This window comes from Mesorhizobium sp. M0217 (assembly GCF_040321955.1).
Classification (GTDB): Bacteria; Pseudomonadota; Alphaproteobacteria; order Rhizobiales; family Rhizobiaceae; genus Mesorhizobium.
Map to the genome: position 1 here is coordinate 72902 of NZ_JAMYSN010000012.1, position 15514 is coordinate 88415.

General features: G+C 63.1%; 15 protein-coding genes. 9 read left to right on the forward strand and 6 right to left on the reverse strand.

What is annotated here, in order from left to right:
- Positions 1-29: 29 nt before the first annotated feature.
- Positions 30-974 carry a carbohydrate kinase family protein gene (locus NKJ18_RS19590; RefSeq protein ID WP_023750770.1) on the reverse strand — a complete coding sequence of 315 codons (945 nt, stop codon included), beginning with the start codon at positions 972-974 and terminating at the stop codon, positions 30-32.
- A 282-nt stretch (positions 975-1256) separates the two neighbouring features.
- Between NKJ18_RS19590 and recA the strand changes: the two genes are divergently transcribed.
- Both recA and alaS read left to right on the forward strand, forming a co-directional pair.
- Positions 1257-2360: a recombinase RecA gene (gene recA / locus NKJ18_RS19595; protein WP_023669117.1), complete on the forward strand. Its 1104-nt coding sequence runs from the start codon at positions 1257-1259 to the stop codon at positions 2358-2360.
- Between the two features lie 271 nt (positions 2361-2631).
- Positions 2632-5298 (forward strand): alanine--tRNA ligase, encoded by a 2667-nt coding sequence (gene alaS, locus NKJ18_RS19600; RefSeq protein ID WP_352759355.1) that lies wholly within the window; start codon positions 2632-2634, stop codon positions 5296-5298.
- Between the two features lie 117 nt (positions 5299-5415).
- Here the strand turns inward: alaS and NKJ18_RS19605 are convergent, their stop codons facing one another.
- The 3 genes from NKJ18_RS19605 to NKJ18_RS19615 are packed head-to-tail and all read right to left on the reverse strand — an operon-like array spanning position 5416 to position 7848.
- Positions 5416-5997, reverse strand: a complete 582-nt coding sequence (locus NKJ18_RS19605) for a demethoxyubiquinone hydroxylase family protein (protein WP_023716003.1) — start codon at positions 5995-5997, stop codon at positions 5416-5418.
- Between the two features lie 14 nt (positions 5998-6011).
- Entirely contained in the window at positions 6012-6626 is a 615-nt protein-coding gene (locus NKJ18_RS19610) for a glutathione S-transferase family protein (protein WP_352759280.1), read from the reverse strand.
- Positions 6627-6636: 10 nt separating this feature from the next.
- The gene (locus tag NKJ18_RS19615; protein ID WP_023669114.1) at positions 6637-7848 is read right to left on the reverse strand and encodes an NADP-dependent isocitrate dehydrogenase; all 1212 of its coding nucleotides are present in this window, start codon (positions 7846-7848) and stop codon (positions 6637-6639) included.
- A gap of 216 nt (positions 7849-8064) precedes the next feature.
- On the opposite strand from NKJ18_RS19615, the gene NKJ18_RS19620 reads away from it, so the two are divergent.
- The 3 genes from NKJ18_RS19620 to murI all read left to right on the forward strand — a co-directional run bounded on the left by NKJ18_RS19620 (position 8065) and on the right by murI (position 10538).
- The gene (locus NKJ18_RS19620) at positions 8065-8913 is read left to right on the forward strand and encodes an RNA methyltransferase (protein WP_027049525.1); all 849 of its coding nucleotides are present in this window, start codon (positions 8065-8067) and stop codon (positions 8911-8913) included.
- An 81-nt stretch (positions 8914-8994) separates the two neighbouring features.
- On the forward strand, positions 8995-9603 hold the full coding sequence (locus NKJ18_RS19625; RefSeq protein ID WP_352759283.1) for a DUF805 domain-containing protein: 609 nt from the start codon (positions 8995-8997) through the stop codon (positions 9601-9603).
- A gap of 146 nt (positions 9604-9749) precedes the next feature.
- Complete coding sequence (murI, locus tag NKJ18_RS19630; RefSeq protein ID WP_352759286.1) at positions 9750-10538, forward strand: glutamate racemase; 789 nt, start codon at positions 9750-9752, stop codon at positions 10536-10538.
- A gap of 82 nt (positions 10539-10620) precedes the next feature.
- On the opposite strand, the gene NKJ18_RS19635 is transcribed toward murI, so the two are convergent.
- Positions 10621-12003, reverse strand: coding sequence for an RNB domain-containing ribonuclease (locus NKJ18_RS19635; protein ID WP_352759288.1), 1383 nt, complete (start codon positions 12001-12003; stop codon positions 10621-10623).
- Between the two features lie 162 nt (positions 12004-12165).
- Between NKJ18_RS19635 and NKJ18_RS19640 the strand changes: the two genes are divergently transcribed.
- Positions 12166-12354, forward strand: coding sequence for a DUF3008 family protein (locus NKJ18_RS19640; RefSeq protein WP_023684876.1), 189 nt, complete (start codon positions 12166-12168; stop codon positions 12352-12354).
- A gap of 82 nt (positions 12355-12436) precedes the next feature.
- Here NKJ18_RS19640 and NKJ18_RS19645 read toward each other — a convergent pair whose 3' ends face one another.
- Positions 12437-12637 carry a hypothetical protein gene (locus tag NKJ18_RS19645; protein ID WP_023690200.1) on the reverse strand — a complete coding sequence of 67 codons (201 nt, stop codon included), beginning with the start codon at positions 12635-12637 and terminating at the stop codon, positions 12437-12439.
- Between the two features lie 385 nt (positions 12638-13022).
- Here NKJ18_RS19645 and rpsD point away from each other — a divergent pair, with 385 nt between their 5' ends.
- The 3 genes from rpsD (at position 13023) to NKJ18_RS19660 (ending at position 15452) form a co-directional block, all read left to right on the forward strand.
- On the forward strand, positions 13023-13640 hold the full coding sequence (rpsD, locus tag NKJ18_RS19650; RefSeq protein ID WP_023669107.1) for a 30S ribosomal protein S4: 618 nt from the start codon (positions 13023-13025) through the stop codon (positions 13638-13640).
- 107 nt (positions 13641-13747) lie between these two features.
- Positions 13748-14635 carry a tRNA 2-thiocytidine(32) synthetase TtcA gene (ttcA, locus tag NKJ18_RS19655; protein WP_352759291.1) on the forward strand — a complete coding sequence of 296 codons (888 nt, stop codon included), beginning with the start codon at positions 13748-13750 and terminating at the stop codon, positions 14633-14635.
- Entirely contained in the window at positions 14625-15452 is an 828-nt protein-coding gene (locus NKJ18_RS19660) for an inositol monophosphatase family protein (RefSeq protein WP_352759293.1), read from the forward strand. Before ttcA ends, NKJ18_RS19660 begins: the two co-directional genes overlap by 11 nt.
- Positions 15453-15514: the final 62 nt, after the last annotated feature.

The following is a 15514-nucleotide window of genomic DNA, read 5'->3' on the forward strand; positions in this document are numbered from 1 at the left end:
CGCGCTCCGGCAATGGCAATTGGCCGCCCTCATGCCATTTCCTGCGCGTCGGGCACAAGAGCCAGTGCCTCGGTGAAGGTCGCGGCGGTGAAGGCCGGCACGGCATCCGAACTTTCGATGGCGAGCGTCGCCGCGGCAACGCCTTCGCGGAGGGCCTGGCGCAATGCCAGGCCGCGCAGCAGGGCAGCGATGGTGGCGCCGGCCAGCGCGTCGCCGGCGCCGGTGACGTCGGCGACTTTTCTCGGCGCCGGCGGCAGGATAGAGAAGGCGCCGGCTTCGTCGAATCCCAGCACCGGCCCGTCGCCCGCCGTCACCACGCCACTGGTGAGGCCGCTGCAGCGCAGTCCGTCGACGGTCTCGCGCTCGGTGGCATTGGCATCGACGCCGGCCAGCACCATGGCCTCGCGCCGGTTCATGAAGACCTGCGCGAGTTCCTTCAGCACCGGTATCAGCCGCACCACCTTGGCCGGCGAAATGGCAATGGCGAACACCGGCTTGCCGGCGGCGACCCCCACCAGCCGCTCCAGCGCCGTTGATGGCAGATTGGCGTCGCAGAGCACCGCATCGGCCTCGGCGACCACCTCGCGCACCTTGGAGCGGCGGATCTGCTTGGGGAACGCCAAATCGTAGAGCGCCATGTCGGCAAAGCCGGTGATCAGCTCGCCATCCCTGTCGATCAGCGCGGTGTAGCTCGGCGTCGTGCGGTCGAGGAAAACCGCCGACAGGTCGGCAATGCCGGAGTCGGCGATGGCGCGCGCAACCGTCTCGGCCGAGGCATCGCCGCCGCGCACCGACAAAAGCGAGGCCGAGACGCCGCGCCGCACCAGGCTGCGCAGCGCGTTGAAGACGCCGCCGCCGACATCCTCGCGCATCGTGCCGGGGTTGGACGCCGCGGGCACGTACGTGCCCGACACCTGGCCGCGGCGATCGATATGGGCGCCGCCCACCGCCAGTATCTTTGCTGATTTCACCATGCCGGCGATATGACCTTTGTTTTTCGAACCGGACAAGCGCTAGGCTGTGCGACGGAGCTTCGCAGGCGAGCCGGCGATTCGGCCGATCGAAACAGCCGGAGCATCTGGCCCAATGGTGGATACATCCGGAAACGAAACCATGAGACAAAAAAAGAACAGATCCGGATAAAGATTGCTTTTCAGATATTTGACCCCTCTTGCCAAACGAGAACAAAAGTAGTACAAAATGGGCAGGGATTACGGATTGTCCGGCCTTCATTGACGACCAAGGGGTGATGTATCATGGCTCAGAATTCTTTGCGGCTTGTAGAGGACAAAGCGGTGGACAAATCAAAGGCTCTGGACGCGGCGCTGTCGCAAATCGAGCGCGCCTTCGGCAAGGGCTCGATCATGCGGCTTGGCGCCAACGAGCAGGTCGTCGAGATCGAAACCGTGCCGACCGGATCGCTGGGCCTCGACATCGCGCTTGGCGTCGGCGGCCTGCCGCGCGGCCGCATCGTCGAGATCTACGGGCCGGAAAGCTCGGGCAAGACGACACTGGCGCTGCACACAGTTGCCGAAGCCCAGAAGAAAGGCGGTATCTGCGCCTTCGTCGATGCCGAGCACGCACTCGATCCGGTCTATGCCCGCAAGCTCGGCGTCGATCTGGAAAACCTCTTGATCTCGCAGCCGGACACCGGCGAGCAGGCGCTGGAAATATGCGACACGCTGGTGCGTTCAGGCGCCATCGACGTGCTGGTCGTCGATTCGGTGGCGGCGCTGACGCCGCGCGCCGAAATCGAAGGCGAGATGGGCGATTCTCTGCCCGGTCTTCAGGCGCGTCTGATGAGCCAGGCGCTGCGCAAGCTGACCGCCTCGATCTCGCGCTCCAACACCATGGTCATCTTCATCAACCAGATCCGCATGAAGATCGGCGTCATGTTCGGTTCGCCCGAAACCACGACCGGCGGCAACGCGCTGAAATTCTACGCTTCGGTGCGCCTCGACATCCGCCGCATCGGCTCGGTCAAGGACCGCGACGAGGTCGTCGGCAACCAGACCCGCGTCAAGGTCGTCAAGAACAAGCTGGCGCCGCCCTTCAAGGTGGTCGAGTTCGACATCATGTATGGCGAGGGCGTCTCCAAGACCGGCGAACTGGTCGATCTCGGCGTCAAGGCCGGCGTGGTCGAGAAGTCGGGCGCCTGGTTCTCCTACAATTCGCAGCGTCTCGGCCAGGGTCGCGAAAACGCCAAACTGTTCCTGCGCGACAATCCCGACACGGCGCGCGAGATCGAACTTGCGCTGCGGCAGAATGCCGGGCTGATCGCCGAGAAATTTCTTGAAAATGGCGGCCCCGAGCGCGGCGAAAGCGACGACGGCTTCGAGGAAGAATCCGGCGCCATGTAGGGCACGGCCAGAGTTCGGCCATAAATCCAGTCTATTATCCGATGCTTAAGTAACCGAGTTCTTTAGTATTGCGTTTCAAACCGCTGGCCTTCGCGCCGGCGGTTTTCGTTTTTGGGCAGCGTGAAGCCGGCTTGGCAGTTGCCGGATTGGCCCAATTCCGTGTTTCTGGACAGGGTGGGGCGTGCCCGCTAAAAGGCCAAGTCGATCTTCTAAAAAGCAGAGACCAGTGTCCGCCGGCCGCGCCGGCGGTTTTCGCGAAAAGGCAGCAGTCATGAGTGGCGTGAACGAGATCCGGTCGACATTCCTCGACTATTTCCGCAAGGAGGGCCACGAGGTCGTGGCCTCGAGCCCGCTGGTGCCGCGCAACGACCCGACGCTGATGTTCACCAATGCCGGCATGGTGCAGTTCAAGAACGTCTTCACCGGCCTGGAGAAGCGGTCCTATTCGCGCGCCACCACTGCGCAGAAAAGCGTGCGCGCCGGCGGCAAGCACAACGACCTCGACAATGTCGGCTACACCGCGCGCCATCTGACCTTCTTCGAAATGCTCGGCAATTTCTCCTTCGGCGACTATTTCAAGGAGCGCGCCATCGAACTGGCCTGGAACCTGATCACCAAGGAGTTCGGGCTGAACAAGGACAAGCTGCTGGTCACCGTCTATCACACCGATGACGAGGCGGCCGGCTTCTGGAAGAAGATCGCCGGTTTCTCCGATGACCGCATCATCCGCATCCCGACCTCCGACAATTTCTGGGCGATGGGCGACACCGGACCGTGCGGGCCGTGCTCGGAAATCTTCATCGACCGTGGCGAGCACATCTGGGGCGGCCCTCCCGGCAGCCCGGAGGAGGACGGCGACCGCTTCCTTGAATTCTGGAACCTGGTGTTCATGCAATATGAGCAGGTCACCAGGGATGAGCGCATCGACCTGCCGCGGCCGTCGATCGACACCGGCATGGGCCTGGAGCGCATGGCCTCCATCCTGCAAGGGGTGGAGAGCGTCTTCGAGACCGACCTGTTCCGTCATCTGATCGATGCGGCCTCGTCAGCGCTCGGGCAGGGCCCGGACAAGGAGACGGTCGCCTCCTTCCGCGTCATTGCCGACCATCTGCGCTCGTCCTCCTTCCTGGTGGCCGATGGCGTGCTGCCGTCGAACGAAGGCCGCGGCTATGTGCTGCGCCGCATCATGCGCCGCGCCATGCGCCATGCGCAGTTGCTCGGCGCCAAGGAGCCGTTGATGTGGAAGCTGGTGCCGGCGCTGGTGCGTGAGATGGGCCAGGCCTATCCCGAACTGCTGCGCGGCGAACAGCTGATTACCGAGACGCTGAAGCTCGAGGAGACACGCTTCCGCAAGACGCTGCTGCGTGGCCTCGGCCTGCTCTCGGAGGCCACGGAGACGCTTCATGCCGGTGACATGCTGGACGGCGAGACCGCCTTCAAGCTCTACGACACTTATGGCTTCCCGCTTGATCTGACGCAGGACGCGCTGCGCCAGCGCAGCATCTCAGTCGACCTTGCCGGCTTCACCCATGCGATGGAGCAGCAGAAGGCCGAAGCGCGCAAGCATTGGGCTGGCTCCGGCGACGCGGCCACCGAGACCATCTGGTTTTCTGTACGCGAGAAGGCCGGCGCCACCGAATTCCTCGGTTACGAGACCGAACAGGCGGAAGGCCTCATCCAGGCCCTGGTCAAGGACGGCAAGACAGTCGATAGCGCCGGCAAGGGCGACGTGGTGGCGGTGGTCGTCAACCAGACGCCGTTCTATGGCGAGTCGGGCGGCCAGATGGGCGACACCGGCATCATCTCCGGCGAAGGTTTCTCGATCGAGGTTTCCGACACGCAGAAAAAGGCCGACGGCCTGTTCGTGCATCTGGGCAAGGTGACGAACGGCACGGTCAAGCCAGGTGCAGCCGTCGAGCTGAAGGTTGACCATGCGCGCCGCACCCGGCTGCGTGCCAACCATTCGGCAACGCATCTGATCCATGAGGCGCTGCGCGAGGTGCTGGGCACCCATGTCGCGCAGAAAGGATCGCTGGTCGCGCCCGAGCGCCTGCGCTTCGACATCTCGCACAACAAGCCGATCTCGGCCGAAGATCTCGAAGAGGTCGAGCGCATGGCCAACGAAATCGTCGTCCAGAACAGCCCGGTGACGACGCGGCTGATGTCGGTCGACGACGCCATCGCCGAAGGCGCCATGGCGCTGTTCGGCGAAAAATACGGCGACGAGGTGCGTGTCGTCTCGATGGGCACCGGCGTGCATGGCGCCAAGGCCAATAGACCCTATTCCGTCGAACTTTGTGGCGGCACCCATGTCCGGGCGACCGGCGATATCGGCCTGGTCCGTGTCGTCTCCGACAGCGCAGTCGCCGCCGGCGTGCGCCGCATCGAGGCGCTGACCGGCGAAGCCGCACGAAAATATCTCGACGAGCAGGACAGGCGCCTGAAGGCGACGGCGGCTGTGCTGAAGATCTCGCCGGCCGACGTGCCGGCGCGTGTCGAGACGCTGCTCGAGGAGCGCAAGAAGCTCGAGAAGGAGCTGAGCGAAGCGCGCAAGAAACTCGCGCTGGGCGGTGGTGCCGCGGCCGATGCTCCGGCCACCACCGAAACCGTCGCCGGTATCGGCTTCCTCGGCAAAGCGGTTTCCGGCGTGTCGCCGAAGGATTTGAAGCCGCTGGCCGATGCCGGCAAGACTTCGCTCGGCTCAGGCGTCGTCGTCTTCGTCGGTGCGGGCGAAGACAACAAGGCAAGCGTCGTGGTCGCCGTGACGGACGATCTCGTCGGCCGCTTCAGCGCTGTCGATCTTGTGCGCGTTGCCTCGGCCGCATTGGGCGGGCAGGGCGGTGGCGGACGGCCCGACATGGCGCAAGCCGGCGGCCCGGACGCCTCGAAGGCCAATGATGCGATCGCCGCGGTGAGGGCGGCGCTGGAGGCAGCCTGAAAGCCACCCTATGCCTTATCTGGTTTTGTGTGCGGCTTTCCGGCCTTCGCCGCCGTGCTTGCCATTCTGTGGCTGATAGTGGCAAGCCGGCAATCAGCTCTTAGACGGTCCGTCTAGCTAGTTCTTTTTCGCCGCTTTCAGGGCGCGCGTCATTCTGCTGGAATCGCCCCAGGTGGACAGCCAGATCAGCACGTCCGTGGCGATCGAAATCAGCGACCGTAAAAAGTTCAGCGCCGGGCCGGACGATTTCAGCTGCTCTTCGGCGTGATGGAGATGGGCGAGCTCTTCCTCGCGGATCGCCAGGATGATGCCGTGCAAGTCGTGGTCGCGATTGGCGAGGAAAAACAGCTGATCGTCCAGATGGCGATGCACCGCCGCTTCAACCGCCGCCGTGCAGGCCCAGATGCCTTGCGGACCGAGCAGGGCGGTGACAAAACCCAGCACCCAGCCACCCCAGCTCCAGAACTGCATTACCCGGCACGGTCGCGACCGCCGCGCCGGCATGGCGGCGCGGAACGCAGCCCAATGCGTGCGCTCGTGCCCGAGCATCTCCGACAAGGATGGCACGCAATCCGGCCATAAGCGCCTGGCGACAAGAATCTGCGCCGAATAGATCCTGATCGCACCGAACTCACCGGCGTGGTTGACCCTGACAATTCTGGCGACGGTGAGCGCGTCCTGGCGAGATGGGTCAGCCATGGCCCGAACCCATATCAGCCCGCCGCCAGGCTCGGACGTTTTGCGATGCCCTCCCACCAGGCCTGGATGTCGGCGAACGCCGCAAGCAGCTTTTGCCCGTCGGCGACCTTGACGAAATAGGCGATGATGGATGCCGCATGCAGGTCGACCAGCGTCAGCTGGTCGCCGAGCAGCCACGGCCCGGGAGGCTTGAGTGCGGTGAGCACCCGCAGCACCGTTTCCGCCTGGCGCAGCCCGTTGGCGACCAGTGCCTCGTCTGGCGCTTCCTTCTCAAGCCGCTCGACGGCGACGTCCCAGACCATCGACCTGTAGGCATAGGCGTCGAGCATGCCGATGATCTGGTTCATCGTTGCGCGGGTGCGGGCGTCTCTTGGCTGCAGTGCCGGGCCGTCGAACGCCTCGTCGACATAGCGGGCGATCGCGCTGGTTTCGAACAGGCGAAACCCGTCATGCTCGAAGGCCGGAATGCGGCCGAAAGGGTGATGCTCGAAGTACCAGGCGGGAGCGCCCTCGGCGGCAAAGACATCGACCGGCACAAGGTCGTAGTCGATGCCTTTTTCCGCCAGCACGAGGCGGACGATGCGCATATAGACGCTGTAGTCCGCCCCGTAGACGACCGGCTTGGCCATGGCTGCCGGCTTACGCCATCGCCTTCTGCAAATTCTCGTCGATCTTGTCGAGGAAGCCGGTGGTCGACAGCCATGGTTGGTCGGGACCGATCAAGAGCGACAGGTCCTTGGTCATGAAGCCGCTCTCAACCGTCTGGATGCAGACCTTCTCCAGCGTGTCGGCAAACCGCTTCAACTCGGCATTGTCGTCGAGCTTGGCGCGGTGGGCGAGGCCGCGCGTCCAGGCGAAGATCGAGGCGATCGAATTGGTCGAGGTTTCCTCGCCCTTCTGGTGCTGGCGATAGTGGCGCGTCACGGTGCCGTGCGCGGCCTCCGCTTCCACCGTCTTGCCGTCCGGCGTCATCAGCACGGAGGTCATCAGGCCGAGCGAGCCAAAACCTTGCGCCACCGTGTCGGACTGGACGTCGCCGTCATAATTCTTGCAGGCCCAGACGTAGCCGCCAGACCATTTCAGGGCGGAGGCCACCATGTCGTCGATCAGCCGGTGCTCGTACCACAGCTTCTTCGCCTTGAACTCGGCCTCGAATTCAGCCTCGTAGACCTCCTGGAAAATGTCCTTGAAGCGGCCATCATAGGCTTTGAGGATGGTGTTCTTGGTCGAGAGATAAACCGGATAGTTGCGCAGCAGGCCGTAATTCAGCGAGGCGCGGGCGAATTCCCGGATGGAGTCGTCGAGATTGTACATCGCCATGGCAACGCCGGCGCCGGGTGCGTCGTACACGTCATGCTCGATCACCTTGCCGTCCTCGCCGACGAACTTGATGGTCAGCTTGCCCTTGCCGGGGAAGCGGAAGTCGGTGGCGCGATACTGGTCGCCGAAAGCATGACGGCCGACGATGATGGGCTTGGTCCATCCCGGCACCAGACGCGGCACGTTCTTCATGATGATCGGTTCGCGGAAAATGGTGCCGCCGAGAATGTTACGGATGGTGCCGTTCGGCGACTTCCACATCTTCTTCAGCTTGAATTCCTCGACGCGCTGCTCGTCGGGCGTGATCGTCGCGCATTTCACGCCGACGCCCCATTTCTTGATGGCATTGGCCGAATCGATGGTCACCTGGTCGTTGGTGGCGTCGCGGTGCTCGACGCCGAGGTCGTAATATTCGAGCTTCAGGTCGAGATAAGGGTGGATCAGCTTGTCCTTGATGAACTGCCAGATGATGCGGGTCATCTCGTCGCCGTCGAGCTCGACGACCGGGTTCGCCACCTTGATCTTCGCCATGAAAAGAATGCCTCGCTTTTGGGGAACAAAACGGCCTCGCCCGCATGGCTTCGGCCGGGTATGCGGAGCGTATATCAAAGCCTATTTGGCCGCGCAAACGACCATCCGTGCAGAATGGGTCGTCTGTGCCGCGACCGGTGTTTGCAAAAGCTTCATTTTGCCGAGCGGATGTGGCAGGGAACGCTGAAATGCCGCAAACAGCAGTTCATTGAGACCATGTCCGCCGCCGATCATCCTGAAAACGCATCCGCCGCCGCCCCGGCGATCATCCTGGTCGAGCCGCAGCTTGGCGAGAATATCGGCATGGTCGCGCGCGCCATGGCCAATTTCGGCCTTGCCGAACTGAGACTAGTCAACCCGCGTGACGGCTGGCCGAGCGAGAAGGCGCGCGCCGCCGCCAGCCGCGCCGACCATGTCATCGATGCCGTAACAGTGTTCGGCGACCTGGCGTCCGCCGTCGCCGACCTCAATTTTGTCTTCGCCACCACGGCGCGCGAGCGCGACGGCTTCAAACCCGTGCGTGGTCCGGTCGAGGCGGGCAGGGCGCTCAGGGCGCGTCAGATGGCCGGCCTGCGCACCGGCATCTTGTTCGGCCGCGAGCGTTTTGGGCTCTACAATGACGAGGTCGGGCTGGCCGACGAGATCGTCACCTTCCCGGTCGTTCCCGGCTTTTCGTCGCTCAACATCGCCCAGGCCGTGCTGTTGATGTCCTATGAATGGATGAAATCCGGCCTGGAGGACGAGACGGCGACTAATTTCTCCAGTCCTGAAATGAAGCCGGCGAGCAAGGAAGAGTTGCACGGCCTGTTTGCCTATCTCGAAGGCGCGCTCGAAGCGCGCGGTTATTTCCGCCCGGCGCCCAAGAAACCCAAGATGGTCGACAATCTGCGCGCCGTCTTGACGCGCGCCGGTTTCGCCGAGCCGGAACTGAAAGTGCTGCGTGGCATCATCTCGTCGCTCGACCGGTTTTCGCCGGCCATGCCGCGCGGTGACGGCTCGCCGGGAGACGATCCAAGGCGTTTGCCGGCCGCTGCGCGAAAACGCCAGGCAGACAAAGAAGATTAGAAATCGCTAAGCTTCGAACGGCTGAAGTAACCGAATTTTATTTGCCTCTCGTCCATTGTTGTCAAAACGGTGGGGTGGCAAATGTTCACGTCCAAAATCGGCCGTATGCGCTTCTTCTTCTATTCGCTCGGCGTAGCCCTGCTCGAGGCCGTTCTTGCTGTGCTGTGCATCGTTGGCACGATCGGCTTTGAGGGGCTGGTCAACTCGGCGCCCGGTCCATCGCGGCAAGGCATGGCAGGCGCGGTTCTGATCGTTTCCCTCCTGGCTGTGGTCATGCGTGCCAACATCGCCTGGCGACGCAGCCGCGACGCCAACGGCAAAGCCTGGATCCTGTGGTCCTACATCGTGTTCTGCGCCATCTACGCCTTTCTGCAGGCAGGCACGCTGCTGGTCATCGATTTCAACAATCCGGAAAGCACGTCCAGCGGTTTGAACCTGCTTGCGCTGTCGATCTTTGGCCTTTGGTGCACGATTCTGATGGCTAAGCCGGTGGCGGGCATCAATATCGACGAACTGACATCGGTTTTCGATTTCGATGGCGATACGCCCATGCCTGCGGCATCCGGCCGGACGGCCAGCAGCACGGCACAGTCTTCTATGCGCAACGCCACACCGGCCACGCGCTCGGTGCCGTCCGCCCAGCCTCTGGGCCGTCCGCGGCCCGCCGGCTTCGGCAAGCGCGGGCTCTAGAGCAACCGAGGCAAGGTCGTCTTCGCCGGCTTTGCATGGAAGTTGCTAACATTCGCCACTTCAAGGCCATGATGGTTGCAGATAGAACGGCATTGGCCAATGACCGCCAAGCCTTCTGATCCAGCCTCTTTCATGGTCCGATATCAATGAGCCACCGTCCGATCCTGATGTTTGATTCCGGCGTTGGAGGATTGACCGTGCTGCGCGAAGCGCGCGTGCTGATGCCCGACCGGCGCTTCGTCTACGTCGCCGATGACAAGGCCTTTCCCTACGGCGCGTGGGAAGAGCCGGCGCTGCAGGCCCATATAGTCGAGCTCTTCGCCAAGCTGCTCGACCGTTTTGATCCGGAAATTTCGGTCGTCGCCTGCAATACCGCTTCGACGCTGGTGATCGATGCGTTGCGGGAAAAATTCCCTGGCCATCCCTTTGTCGGCACGGTGCCGGCAATCAAGCCGGCTGCCGAGCGCACCCGGTCCGGGCTGGTCTCGGTGCTGGCGACGCCGGGCACGGTGAAGCGCCAGTACACGCGCGACCTGATCGGCAAATGGGCGCAGAAATGCCATGTCCGGCTGGTCGGCAGTAACAATCTCGCCGGACTGGCCGAGGCCTACATGCGCGAGGGCTTTGTCGACGAGGAGGCCGTGCGTGCCGAGATCGCACCGTGTTTTGTCCAGCATGACGATTTGCGCACGGACATCGTCGTGCTCGCCTGCACGCACTATCCGTTCCTGGCCAATCGCATGCGCAAGACCGCGCCCTGGCCGGTCGACTGGATCGACCCGGCCGAGGCGATTGCGCGGCGCGCTCTGTCGCTGCTTCCGGCTGTCGACGGGCCATTGCCGCAAAGCGAGCCCGACATCGCCGTCTTTACCTCGGGAAAGGCGGACTTCGCCACCAGCCGGCTGATGCAGGGTTTTGGATTGAGCGCGCGCTAATGCATTTCGCCCAAAAGTGCGCAGCGGTCTTGGGACAACGACATCCATAAGCGAAAAAACTAAAGCGCGTCGCCGACGCGCTTTAGGCAGGCTCGAAGACAATGACGCGCCGATCCGGATCGGCCGAAACAAGCCTTAGCGTCAGGCCATCGCCCTGCCTGAACCCCGAGGCCTTCACATTCGCAACGACAGGCATGTCCGAGAGCTGAACGCGCACACGCTGATCACCGACGTCGGTGACGACGGCCTTGAATGTTTCACCCACGCGCCCCCTCAGCATCACCGCCTCGGCAAGGTCGATGGCCGCGTGGTTGATCTGCGAGGCGCGGGCGCCTGCGCGGCCCATCACCTTCGGCAGTCTGGAAAACGCCTCGGTAACGGCTTGCGGCACCGGCTGGCCGTTGGCGATGGCCAGCACGCAGCGCACGACGTAGCGATCGGCCAGCCGCCTCAGGGGCGCAGTGGCGTGGGCATAGGTCGCGGCCATCGCCTCGTGCCAGGGGACAACGCCTTCTTCATAGGGTTGGTAGGACGCACCGGAGCCGGCGCGGCGGATTTCCAGCATCAGCGCTGCCTGTTGCATGTTGGTCGGATCGAGGGTTCGCTGATAGTCGGACAGGCTGGTCGAAGGAGGCCAGGACAGGCCTAAGGCCCGTGCCGCGCTGCGCAGTCTTTGTACTTTGGAAGCATCGGGCGGCGCCATCACCCGGAACAAGCCGGTCCGGTGTGCCAGCATGACGTCGGCAATCGCCATGTTGGCGGCCAGCGAAAGTGCTGCGTTGTCTTGCTCGGATTGCAGCAGCGGTCTGAACGCAAGCTGGAACGTGCCATCGGCAAGCTGTTCCACCTCCTGCTCGGGCGGGTCGACGCGCGAAGCACCACGACGCTCTTCGGCCGCCGCCATGCGCCGCGCGATTTCGGCGAAGCCGACTGGGACGTCGGCGGCCTGCACGCTGTCATAGGCGAGCTTGGCGCGGCTTTGAATGATTGCCCGCTCCGCGCCATCCAGCCTTACCGCTCCGTCGTCGGCGATCCGGACCGTGAAGATGACAGCCGGACGCGGACCGCCGGGCAGCAAGCTCGCGGCGCCCTCGGCAATCACCCGGGGATAGAGCCCGGCCTTGCCGTCCGGCAAATACAGGGTTTCGCCCCGCGCCCAGGCTTCGCGATCCACCGCGTCGCCGTCCGCGACGAACCAGGCTACGTCGGCAATCGCATAGTGCAACAGAAGGTCGCTACCGCTCGCTTCGATCGAAAACGCTTGGTCAAGATCGGTGGAAGCCGCGGGATCGAGCGTCACGAAGGGCATCGCCGTGCGCTCGGCATGCTGGTCGGGCACGCGCCTGGCCGCCGTCTGTGCCATGGCCATTACATCAGGGGGAAATCCCTCCGGCACATGGAACTCGGTGCGGATTTTCGCGAGGCCGGTAGCGAGTGCCTGCGAGGGATCGTTCAACGATTTCATGGCGCCGTCCTACACCGGCGTTGCGGGCACGGGAAGGTGGTTTTGCCGGCAGTGCCGGCCGACCATGGGCTGGCATGAGCGCGGAACGGAAGTTGACCGCCAGCGCTGGAACCGTCGCCGGAGCGCAACGTTTCTTCCTCTGGCAGCAAAGGAGGAGCCGATATGCCTGCAACCTCAAAAGCACAGCAAAAGGCCGCTGGCGCAGCCCTGTCGGCCAAGCGCGGCGAGACCAGGAAGAGCGAACTTCAAGGCGCGTCGAAGTCGATGTACAATTCGATGAGCGAAAAGCAGCTCGAGGAATTCGCAGAGACCAAGCGCAAAGGCCTGCCGGAGAAGAAATCGGCAGACTGAAACCTTGAACCGAGTCGATAACAAAGCCCGTGGCCGAAACCACGGGCTTCTTCGATTCAGGCCAAGCCCGAAACTCCTGACGTCACCAGCAGCGCTTCACCTTGTAGCGGATGACCTTCTTGTGGCCATGCCGCCAGATGACCTTCTTCTTCACCACGACATGGCAGGTCTGACGATGCTTGTGGCCCTGCCAATGCTTGGCCATCGCTGGCTCGGGCACGGCGATCGACATCGTCCCGGCCAGGACGGCTGCACCGACCAACGAGAGGAAAAACTTCTTCATGCGACTTCGGGCTCCTTTGGCTCCAGTCCCTTCCTAAATGCCGTCGGCGCAACAACCTCCCGCCGCATCCGGCACGGCACTCAACGCAAAAGACGTGATATGGTTGCCGGGCCCAGCGCCAGCGACGCGCTTGACTCTGCTCAAATCTCCGTTTAACGAGCCCACCAACACCGGGCCGCAATGCCCGGTTGTTTCTTTTGCATGGCAAGCCCGGGAAAGCAGGTTTATCGTTTCCTGGGCCTTGTCTAGACTGACGTGTCCCGTGGGTTTCCGCCGCGTTGCGTGGGAAAACCCTGTCAGGCCTCGAAAACGGAGGCCAGAGGAGGGCGCGTTTCCTTCACCCGGACCATGAGGTTCCGGGTGGTTTGTTTTGAAAGGGAATGCGATGAGCAAGCGCGAATCCGCGAAGTACAAGATCGACCGCCGTCTCGGCGAAAACATCTGGGGCCGCCCGAAGTCCCCGGTCAACAAGCGTGAATACGGCCCCGGCCAGCACGGCCAGCGCCGCAAGGGCAAGCTTTCCGATTTCGGCCTGCAGCTGCGCGCCAAGCAGAAGCTGAAGGGTCACTATGGTGATGTCTCCGAAAAGCAGTTCCGCAAGGTCTATGAAGAGGCTGATCGCCGCAAGGGCGACACCTCCGAGAACCTGATCGGCCTGCTCGAGTCGCGTCTCGACGCGGTCGTCTACCGCTCCAAGTTCGTGCCGACCATTTTCGCGGCTCGCCAGTTCGTCAACCACGGCCACGTCAACGTCAACGGCAAGCGCGTCAACATCGGCTCGTACCGTTGCAAGCCGGGCGATGTCGTCGAAGTGCGCGAAAAGTCGAAGCAGCTGGTCATCGTGCTGGAAGCGGTCGGCCTCGCCGAGCGCGACGTGCCGGACTATATCGAAGTCGATCACAACAAGATGGTCGCGACCTTCTCGCGCATCCCCGGCCTGGCCGATGTTCCGTTCGCCGTGCAGATGGAGCCGAACCTGGTCGTCGAATTCTATTCGCGCTGAGCGATCGCTTTTCTGCGATACCGGAAAGGGCCGCCCGTCGAGGCGGCCTTTTCTTTGTCGGCCATGTCCGCTAATCCGGCACTCTCGGCTATGGAAAGCGACAAGCCATGAACATGCTGGCAGACATCGAAACAGTTGAACCGATTGCTGAAGGCGGCTTCCATCCGCTGTTTGCCGACGTGCCGTCTTCCGTCGAGTTCAACAAACTGCGCAAGCGGCTGTTGCGGTTAACCCGTCAGGCGGTCGAGGATTTCGCCATGGCGAGGCCCGGCGACCGCTGGCTGGTGGCCTTGTCCGGCGGCAAGGATTCCTACGGCCTGCTCGCCGTGCTGCTCGATCTCAAATGGCGCGGGCTGCTGCCGGTCGAGCTGCTGGCCTGCAATCTCGACCAGGGCCAGCCGAATTTCCCGAAGCACATTTTGCCCGATTACCTCGATGCGCATCGCATTCCCCATCGCATCGAGTATCAGGACACCTATTCGGTGGTCACCGACAAGCTGCCTCAGGGCAGCACCTATTGCTCGCTGTGCTCGCGGCTGCGGCGCGGCCATCTCTATCGCATCGCGCGCGAGGAGGGCTGTTCGGCGCTGGTGCTCGGCCACCACCGCGAGGACATTCTCGAAACCTTCTTCATGAATCTATTCCATGGCGGCCGCCTTGCCGCCATGCCGCCAAAGCTGCTCAATGACGACGGTGACATCATGGTGCTGCGGCCGCTGAGCTACTGCGCCGAGGTCGATCTGGAGAAATTCGCCGCCGCGATGAAATTCCCGATCATTCCCTGCGATCTCTGCGGCAGCCAGGAAGGCCTGCAGCGCAACGCCATGAAGGCGATGCTGGACGATATGGAAAAGCGCATGCCGGGCCGCAAGGATACGATGCTGCGCGCGCTGTCCAACACCAGGCCGTCGCATCTGCTCGACAGAAAGCTGTTCGACTTTGCCGCCCTCAATGGCAGCCTCAGCACAGGACAAGACATTTCCGATGATATTTGACGACCAAGCGATCGACTGGCTGGCCGAGCTTCTCGCCGATGCAGCCAAGGCCGAAATCATGCCACGCTTTCGCCGGCTGGGCGAGGGCGACATCAGACAGAAGACCTCGGCTGCCGACCTCGTGACCGAGGCCGACATCAACGCTGAGCGGCTGATCACGGCCAGGCTGCGCGAGCGCTATCCCACGGCGATGATCGTCGGCGAGGAAGCCTGTTCCGACAATCCGGCCCTGCTCGAAGGGCTCGGCGATGCCGACCTCGCCTTCGTCGTCGACCCGGTCGACGGCACGTTCAACTTCGCCTCCGGCGTGCCGCTGTTCGGCGTCATGCTGAGCGTCGTCGTCAAGGGCGAAACCGTCGCCGGTATCATCCATGACCCCGTAGGCCGGGACTGGCTGATCGGCGCCAAGGGCGCCGGCAGCCATATCCGCCATGCGCATGGCGCGCTGGAGACGGTGCATGTCGCCGATGCCGTGCCGATCTCGCAGATGACCGGCTCCGTCTCCTGGCAATATCTGGCGGAACCGCAACGCTCGCTCCTGGCGCGCAACCAGACCAAGACCCTGTCGCAGTTCGGCTATCGCTGCGCGGCACATGAATACCGTCTTCTGGCCAGCGGCCATGCCCATTTCGTCGTCTACAACAAACTGATGCCGTGGGACCATCTGGTCGGTGTGCTGATCCACGCCGAGGCCGGCGGCTACACCGCGCGGATCGACGGCAGCGCCTATCTGCCCTCGCATATCGACGGCGGCATTCTTGTCGCCCCGGACAAGGAAAGCTGGCAGGAGTTGCGCAGGGAACTCTGGGCGCAATAATCGGCCCAACTGCTGGTAGAGGCTTTCGTCAAGTATATTGGCTCTGTTATAGTGTCCAATCT